Annotated in this window: 7 protein-coding genes; 5 read left to right on the top strand and 2 right to left on the bottom strand. The window is 71.4% G+C overall.

All coding sequences use genetic code 11. The annotated features are described in order from the left end of the window. Positions 1 to 296: 296 nt before the first annotated feature. Positions 297 to 1160: a biotin--[acetyl-CoA-carboxylase] ligase gene (locus tag ACZ4D5_RS18840; RefSeq protein WP_467773464.1), complete on the bottom strand. Its 864-nt coding sequence runs from the start codon at positions 1158 to 1160 to the stop codon at positions 297 to 299. Positions 1161 to 1297: 137 nt separating this feature from the next. On the opposite strand from ACZ4D5_RS18840, the gene ACZ4D5_RS18835 reads away from it, so the two are divergent. The 4 genes from ACZ4D5_RS18835 (at position 1298) to ACZ4D5_RS18820 (ending at position 4022) form a co-directional block, all read left to right on the top strand. Further along, positions 1298 to 2875 (top strand): acyl-CoA carboxylase subunit beta, encoded by a 1578-nt coding sequence (locus tag ACZ4D5_RS18835; RefSeq protein ID WP_467773463.1) that lies wholly within the window; start codon positions 1298 to 1300, stop codon positions 2873 to 2875. 17 nt (positions 2876 to 2892) lie between these two features. Beyond that, complete coding sequence (locus tag ACZ4D5_RS18830; protein ID WP_467773462.1) at positions 2893 to 3099, top strand: acyl-CoA carboxylase subunit epsilon; 207 nt, start codon at positions 2893 to 2895, stop codon at positions 3097 to 3099. Positions 3100 to 3191: 92 nt separating this feature from the next. Then, the gene (gene mmpB / locus ACZ4D5_RS18825) at positions 3192 to 3320 is read left to right on the top strand and encodes a morphogenic membrane protein MmpB (protein WP_467773461.1); all 129 of its coding nucleotides are present in this window, start codon (positions 3192 to 3194) and stop codon (positions 3318 to 3320) included. A gap of 93 nt (positions 3321 to 3413) precedes the next feature. Continuing rightward, entirely contained in the window at positions 3414 to 4022 is a 609-nt protein-coding gene (locus tag ACZ4D5_RS18820; protein WP_467773460.1) for a nucleoside triphosphate pyrophosphatase, read from the top strand. Here ACZ4D5_RS18820 and ACZ4D5_RS18815 read toward each other — a convergent pair. Continuing rightward, the gene (locus ACZ4D5_RS18815; protein WP_467773459.1) at positions 4000 to 4440 is read right to left on the bottom strand and encodes a hypothetical protein; all 441 of its coding nucleotides are present in this window, start codon (positions 4438 to 4440) and stop codon (positions 4000 to 4002) included. The two genes, ACZ4D5_RS18820 and ACZ4D5_RS18815, sit on opposite strands and share 23 nt — an antisense overlap. 355 nt (positions 4441 to 4795) lie before the next feature. Here ACZ4D5_RS18815 and ACZ4D5_RS18810 point away from each other — a divergent pair, with 355 nt between their 5' ends. Next, entirely contained in the window at positions 4796 to 6571 is a 1776-nt protein-coding gene (locus ACZ4D5_RS18810; RefSeq protein WP_467773458.1) for an acetyl/propionyl/methylcrotonyl-CoA carboxylase subunit alpha, read from the top strand. The last annotated feature ends 91 nt before the right edge of the window (positions 6572 to 6662 follow it).

Here is a 6662-nt window from a genome sequence, read left to right as displayed (position 1 = left end):
TGTGCCGCAGCTCACTCGCGACTCCCACGACCCGCTCCTTGACGGCCGGGGGTCCGGGGGTCGCCCCCCGGGAAAACACAGCACGGCAGGCGTGCCGCAGCTCACTCGCGACTCCCACGACCCGCTCCTTGACGGCCGGGGGTCCGGGGGTCGCCCCCCGGGAAAACACAGCACGGCAGGCGTGCCGCGGCTCGCCCTCGCACACCTGCGGGCATGTCGTGGCCGATCGCGCCCACGCGGCAGGGCCGCACCTGTCACAGCCCCGCGCCTCTTCGGGGCGCGACCGGTCCGCATGCTCAGCCCGCCGGGCGCAGATGCACGATGTCCCCCGCCCCCACCGGCTGCTGCACCCCGTCCTCCGTGGCCAGGACCAGGCGGCCGTCGCCGTCCACCGCCACCGCCTCGCCGACCAGGGCGCGGTCGCCCGGCAGCTCGGCCCGAACGCGGCGGCCGAGCGTCGCGCACCCCGCGGCGTACGTCTCCTGGAGCCCGGACGCGGCGGGGTCGCCGCCGGCCGCGCGCCAGTCCCCGTACCACTGCTCAAAGGACCGCAGCACGGCCCGCAGCAGCGGGTCGCGGTCCGTGACCTTCGCCCCGGCAAGGGCGAGCGACCCGGCGGTCGGCACCGGCAGCTCGTCCTCGCGCAGCGTCACGTTGAGGCCGACGCCGACGACGACGCCCCCGCCGGACGCGGAGCCCGCCCGCTCCGCGAGGATGCCGCCCGCCTTGCGCTCCTGGTCACCGACCGTGACCAGGAGGTCGTTGGGCCACTTGAGTGCGGTGTCCACGCCCGCCGCGCGGGACAGGCCCGTCGCGACGGCCACACCGGTGAGCAGCGGCAGCCAGCCCCACCGCTCCACCGGCACCTCGGCGGGCTTGAGCAGCACGGAGAAGAAGAGCCCGGAGCGCGGGGGCGCCGACCACTGCCGGTCGAGGCGGCCGCGCCCCGCGCTCTGCTCCTCGGCGACGAGCACCGTGCCCTCGGCGAGCTCGTCGGCCCGCGCCGCGAGGTCGCTGTTGGTCGACCCGGTGGCGGCCACCACGTCGAGGGAGGTCCACAGGCCGCCGTCGCGCACCAGCGCCCGCCGCAGGGAGGCGGCGCCGAGCGGCGGCCGATCGAGGTCGGACCAGCGGTTGTCTTCAGCATCTGACGGCGTCATGCAAGCCACCTTAGGTGTGGTAAACGCCGCACTGCCGAACGGTATCGGCGCCGATACGCTACGGGTCAGTAGCCAGCCGCAGTAAGCAGCCGTAAGCCGCCGTACGCACCTTTGAGCAGGCAGGGAGCCGCATCCCTATGTCCGAGATCGACATCCACACGACCGCCGGAAAGCTCGCGGATCTCCAGCGCCGCATCGAGGAGGCCAAGCACGCGGGCTCGGCCAGAGCGGTCGAGAAGCAGCACGCCAAGGGCAAGCTGACGGCGCGCGAGCGGATCGAACTCCTCCTCGACGAGGGCTCGTTCGTCGAGTTCGACGAGTTCGCGCAGCACCGCTCGACCAACTTCGGCCTGGAGAAGAACCGGCCGTACGGCGACGGCGTGGTGACCGGTTACGGCACGGTCGACGGCCGCCCGGTCGCCGTCTTCTCGCAGGACTTCACGGTCTTCGGCGGCGCGCTCGGCGAGGTCTTCGGCCAGAAGATCGTCAAGGTCATGGACTTCGCCCTGAAGACCGGCTGCCCGGTCGTCGGGATCAACGACTCGGGCGGCGCCCGCATCCAGGAGGGCGTCATGGCCCTCGGCATGTACGGCGAGATCTTCCGCCGCAACACCCACGCCTCGGGCGTGATCCCGCAGATCAGCCTGGTCGTCGGCCCGTGCGCGGGCGGCGCCGTGTACTCCCCCGCGATCACCGACTTCACGGTCATGGTCGACCAGACCTCGCACATGTTCATCACCGGGCCCGACGTCATCAAGACGGTCACCGGCGAGGACGTCGGCTTCGAGGAGCTGGGCGGCGCCCGCACCCACAACGCCACGTCCGGCGTCGCGCACCACATGGCGGGCGACGAGAAGGACGCCATCGAGTACGTCAAGTCCCTCCTCTCCTACCTGCCTTCGAACAACCTCAGCGAGCCGCCCGCCTTCCCCGAGGAGGCGGACCTGGAACTCACCGACGAGGACCGGGAGTTGGACACCCTCATCCCGGACAGCGCCAACCAGCCGTACGACATGCACGGCGTGATCGAGCACGTCCTGGACGACGGGGAGTTCTTCGAGACGCAGCCGCTGTTCGCGCCGAACATCATCACCGGGTTCGGCCGGATCGAGGGCCACCCCGTGGGCATCGTCGCCAACCAGCCCACGCAGTTCGCCGGTTGCCTGAACATCGACGCGTCCGAGAAGGGCGCCCGCTTCGTCCGCACCTGCGACGCGTTCAACATCCCGGTCATCACCTTCGTCGACGTGCCGGGCTTCCTGCCGGGCGTCGAGCAGGAGCACACGGGCATCATCCGCCGCGGCGCCAAGCTCATCTACGCGTACGCCGAGGCCACGGTCCCGCTCATCACGATCATCACGCGCAAGGCCTTCGGCGGCGCGTACGACGTGATGGGCTCCAAGCACCTGGGCGCCGACCTGAACCTCGCCTGGCCGACCGCGCAGATCGCGGTGATGGGCGCGCAGGGCGCGGTGAACATCCTGCACCGCCGCACGATCGCCGAGGCCGGGGACGACGTCGAAGAGGTCCGCGCGCGGCTCATCCAGGAGTACGAGGACGCGCTGCTCAACCCGTACACGGCGGCCGAGCGCGGCTACATCGACGCCGTGATCATGCCTTCGGAGACCCGGTCCCATCTCGTCCGCGGCCTGCGTCAGCTGCGTACGAAGCGGGAATCCCTGCCTCCGAAGAAGCACGGCAACATCCCCCTCTAGTCCTTCAGGGAGCGGTCATGATCAAGGTCGTACGGGGCAACCCGACCCCGGAGGAGCTCGCCGCCGCCCTGGCGGTGGTCCAGGCGCGCGCCGCGGCGGTGGCGAACCAGCCGTCCGGCGCGCCCGCGCCGCCCGACTCCTGGGCCGACCCCGCGCGAGTGGCCCGCCACCGGCTGCCCGCCCCCTCGCCCACGGCGTGGGGCCGCACCTACTGGCCGGGATAGGCGACGGGACGCACGCCATGGGCGAGTTGGGCCGGGGAACTTGAGTACGCGTACTCAGGCGCCCCGGCCGCCCCGGCCGCAGTATCGAGTCCATGCTGTGGTCGGATCCGGAGGACAACCCTCCCAAGGACATGCGGGACATGCAGGCGAAGATGCGCCGTGCGGGAATCGTCCTGGCCCTGGCCATGGTGGTGGCGATGTTCGTGCTGAGCATCCACTGAGCGCCCCGAAGGGGCGCGGGGAACTGCGCGACAAGCCACGAAGCACCCGCAGCCGACACACCCGCCCCCCAGCGGAGCGCCTACGCTGACCGCATGAGTGATCAGCCCCGCCGTCTCGTCCTCGCCTCCCAGTCCCCCGCACGCCTCGGCCTGCTCCGCCAGGCCGGCCTCGCCCCCGAGGTGATCGTCAGCGGCGTCGACGAGGACAAGGTCTCCGCACCCACCCCCGCCGAGCTCGCGCTCGCCCTTGCCGAGGCCAAGGCGTCCGTGGTCGCCGCACGGCCCGAGGCGAAGGGCGCCCTGGTCGTCGGCTGCGACTCGGTTCTGGAACTGGACGGCCGGGCGCTCGGCAAGCCCGCCGACGCCGAGGAGGCCACCGCGCGCTGGAAGGACATGCGCGGCCGCGCGGGCGTCCTGCAGACCGGCCACTGCGTGTACGACACCGACTCGGGCCGGTACGCCTCGGCGACGGCGTCCACCGTGGTCCGCTTCGGCGATCCCTCGGACGAGGAGATCGCCGCGTACGTCGCGAGCGGTGAACCGCTGCACGTGGCAGGGGCGTTCACCCTGGACGGCCGCTCGGCGCCGTTCGTCGACGGCATCGAGGGCGACCACGGCAACGTCATCGGCCTCTCGCTGCCGCTGCTGCGCCGTCTGCTGGCCGAACTGGGCGTGGGCATCACGCAGTTGTGGCAGAAGTAGCCAGGGGGCCGCTCTCGTCCTGCTGTGCCTTCTTGTCGTACGCCACGAGCGTGAGGACGATCAGGCCGAGCACGACCATCATGAAGGCGAACGCGACCCACCCCACCGGGCCCACGCAGAAGGCCCCGAGCAGCCCGTGCACAACGGCGCAGCTGATCAGGAGCAGGCGGCCGAAGCCGCCGGGGGCGCGGTCGCGCGCGGCGGTGCGGGCCATGACGAGGGCGCACAGGGCGAAATAGCCGCCGAAGACGATGCCGCCGATCCAGGCCGACACGGACATCGCGTGCGGGTCGAGGCCGGCGAGGGACATCTTCTGCTTGTCGACGACGAGGCCGAGGAACCAGTTGAGGAGTGCGATGCCGATCGCCTCCGCGACGAGAACGATCGCGCCCACCCAGGCCACCGGTCTGCGCGCCACGGCGCCCCACCCTCTTTCCGCTGCTGTTACCCCAAGTACGTTCGAGCCATCGCGAACGCTACTAACGGGTAAACCCCGGGACAAGGGCTGCGCCGAAGGCAAAGAATCATTGGGCCATTCGTAGGGACTCCACAAAGAAAGCCGCTCTGCCGCAGCGCTGCCTCACAGAGACCTTGACCACACCGGAGGGCTACGCTGCCGGGGAGAGACCCTGCGTACCGTGGTACGACAAGGGATTTCGCGGACCAAGCCGGCCTCGAGTCACACTCCGTGTGGGCAAGCTCACTATTGGGGACGGGTCGTAAGCCCGTGTCGGCAGTCCCTAAACTCGGCTTGTTTCAAGGAGGGAGCCATCGTGCGCAAGGTGCTCATCGCCAACCGTGGCGAAATCGCTGTCCGCGTTGCTCGGGCATGCCGGGACGCAGGGATCGCGAGCGTAGCCGTCTACGCAGACCCCGACCGGGACGCTCTTCACGTCCGCGCGGCAGATGAGGCGTTCGCCCTGGGCGGTGACACTCCGGCCACCAGCTACCTGGACATCTCCAAGGTGCTCGGCGCGGCCAAGGACGCGGGGGCGGACGCGATCCACCCCGGTTACGGCTTCCTTTCGGAGAACGCCGAGTTCGCGCAGGCCGTGCTGGACGCCGGTCTGATCTGGATCGGCCCGCCGCCGCAGGCCATCCGCGACCTGGGCGACAAGGTCGCCGCCCGGCACATCGCGCAGCGCGCGGGTGCCCCGCTGGTCGCGGGCACGCCCGACCCGGTGTCCGGCGCCGACGAGGTCGTCGCCTTCGCCGAGGAGCACGGCCTGCCGATCGCGATCAAGGCGGCGTTCGGCGGTGGCGGCCGCGGTCTGAAGGTGGCCCGCACCCTCGAAGAGGTCCCCGAGCTGTACGACTCCGCGGTGCGCGAGGCGGTGGCCGCGTTCGGCCGCGGCGAGTGCTTCGTGGAGCGCTACCTCGACAAGCCGCGGCACGTGGAGACCCAGTGCCTGGCCGACCAGCACGGCAACGTGGTGGTCGTGTCCACCCGTGACTGCTCGCTGCAGCGCCGCCACCAGAAGCTCGTCGAGGAGGCCCCCGCGCCGTTCCTGACGGACGCCCAGGTCGAGGAGCTGTACAGCGCCTCGAAGGCGATCCTGAAGGAGGCCGGCTACGTCGGCGCGGGCACCGTCGAGTTCCTCGTCGGCGTCGACGGCACGATCTCCTTCCTGGAGGTCAACACCCGTCTGCAGGTGGAGCACCCGGTCACCGAGGAGGTCGCGGGCATCGACCTCGTCCGCGAGATGTTCCGCATCGCCGACGGCGAGGAGCTCGGGTACGGCGACCCCGAACTGCGCGGTCATTCCTTCGAGTTCCGCATCAACGGCGAGGACCCGGGCCGCAACTTCCTGCCCGCGCCGGGCACCGTCACGGCCTTCGCGCCCCCGACGGGCCCCGGCGTCCGCCTGGACGCGGGCGTCGAGTCGGGCTCGGTCATCGGCCCGGCCTGGGACTCGCTCCTGGCCAAGCTGATCGTCACCGGCGCGACCCGCGAGCAGGCGCTGCAGCGCGCCGCCCGCGCGCTCGCGGAGTTCAATGTCGAGGGCATGGCGACCGCCATCCCGTTCCACCGTGCCGTCGTCAAGGACCCGGCGTTCGCGCCCGAACTGACCGGCTCCAGCGACCCGTTCACGGTCCACACCCGCTGGATCGAGACCGAGTTCGTCAACGAGATCCCGCCGTTCGCCGCGCCCGCCGCGGACGCGGAGGCGGACGAGGAGCCGGGCCGCGAGACGGTCGTCGTCGAGGTCGGCGGCAAGCGACTTGAGGTCTCGCTGCCGTCCTCGCTGGGCATGACGATCGCGCGCACGGCGGCCGCGGGCGGCGCCCGTCCCAAGCGCCGCGCGGCCAAGAAGTCGGGCCCGGCGGCCTCCGGCGACACCCTCGCCTCGCCCATGCAGGGCACGATCGTCAAGGTCGCGGTCGAGGAGGGCCAGGAGGTCAAGGAGGGCGACCTGGTCGTCGTCCTCGAGGCCATGAAGATGGAACAGCCCCTCAACGCCCACCGCTCGGGCACGATCAAGGGCCTCGCCGCGGAGGTGGGCGCGAGCCTGACCTCCGGTGCGGTCATCTGCGAGATCAAGGACTGACCCGGCGACGGGGCGCGGCACACGGGGCTCCGCCCCGGAACCCGCTCCTCAATCGCCGGAGAGGCTGAATCTTCCCGGGCCGGGCTGGATC

It is taken from the genome of Streptomyces sp. NPDC025651 (assembly GCF_055558735.1).
The sequence above is the reverse complement of the archived record's forward strand: the minus strand, read 5'-3'. Positions and strand labels throughout refer to the sequence as shown.